An 800-nucleotide genomic window follows, 5' to 3' on the forward strand; every position below is an offset into this window, starting at 1 on the left:
TCTGACTGTAAAGCTGTGTATCTTTCATGATGACAAGGCTAATCTACCCACACGATTTGGTGAAGACCCAAATTTTTTAGATTTGATTTTCACTATATTGTTTAAGAAGCTTGCTAATATTCTCCTTAAGCACATTTCCAATATCACCTCCGGCACCACCCATAGATAAGTCGCTATCTGCTTGTGCTTTATACTTAACTACGCCGGTTTCGGCATCCTTAACTGTTATGGTGGAATCAACGCCGCCTTTCCCAGCGCCAAACCCAACAGCCCAACGTAGAGCTCGGTTACCGTATTTAACATTTATATCGAGATCGATTAATAAAGTACTTCCATTAGCCTCATCTAAATTTTCAACTAGGGTGTACTTGCTTGAATTTACATGGCTTTGCAATTGTTGGCGCGAATATAACTCCCAGTCTTTTAACTTTTCCTGTAAAGGAGCGTTGGTTTTAGCCGACTCCTCACTAGAATAAACCCTAACATCTTCGATAAGGACATTTTTGTAGGCATGCATATTATCTGCTTGAATATCAGTTTTTACATGTGCCGTTCCACAGCCGAATAATAAAAAGCATGTTGTTGCTAACAGAATGAAACTAGATGTTTTTGTTATGGTCATGTAACGCTACCTTTTGAGTTGCAACCGGAAGCCTATCCACTTCAGTCTTTTTTATAATTCCCCAGCGGGGAATATACCGTTTTCGCGAGAGGGCGTAAACCTTACCGTGGAGCTATAACCAAAAGTGGTGTTTGAGGGTTTGAAAAAAGGCGGCGTATCTGGTTGATTTGTTATCGCC

The 800-nt window shown here is 40.6% G+C and carries 1 protein-coding gene; it reads right to left on the reverse strand.

Features of this window, described 5'->3' with window-relative positions; genetic code table 11:
* Nucleotides 1-76: 76 nt before the first annotated feature.
* The gene (locus tag Q6D67_RS21645; protein ID WP_304707921.1) at nt 77-622 is read right to left on the reverse strand and encodes a hypothetical protein; all 546 of its coding nucleotides are present in this window, start codon (nt 620-622) and stop codon (nt 77-79) included.
* Nucleotides 623-800 lie beyond the last annotated feature (178 nt).

It is taken from the genome of Haliea sp. E1-2-M8, from assembly GCF_030649675.1.
Taxonomy (GTDB): Bacteria; Pseudomonadota; Gammaproteobacteria; order Pseudomonadales; family Halieaceae; genus Haliea.

Excerpts from the sequence above, each read along its gene's own strand:
- Q6D67_RS21645 (WP_304707921.1), bottom strand. The coding sequence starts at position 622 with ATGACCATAACAAAAACATCTAGTTTCATTCTGTTAGCAACAACATGC.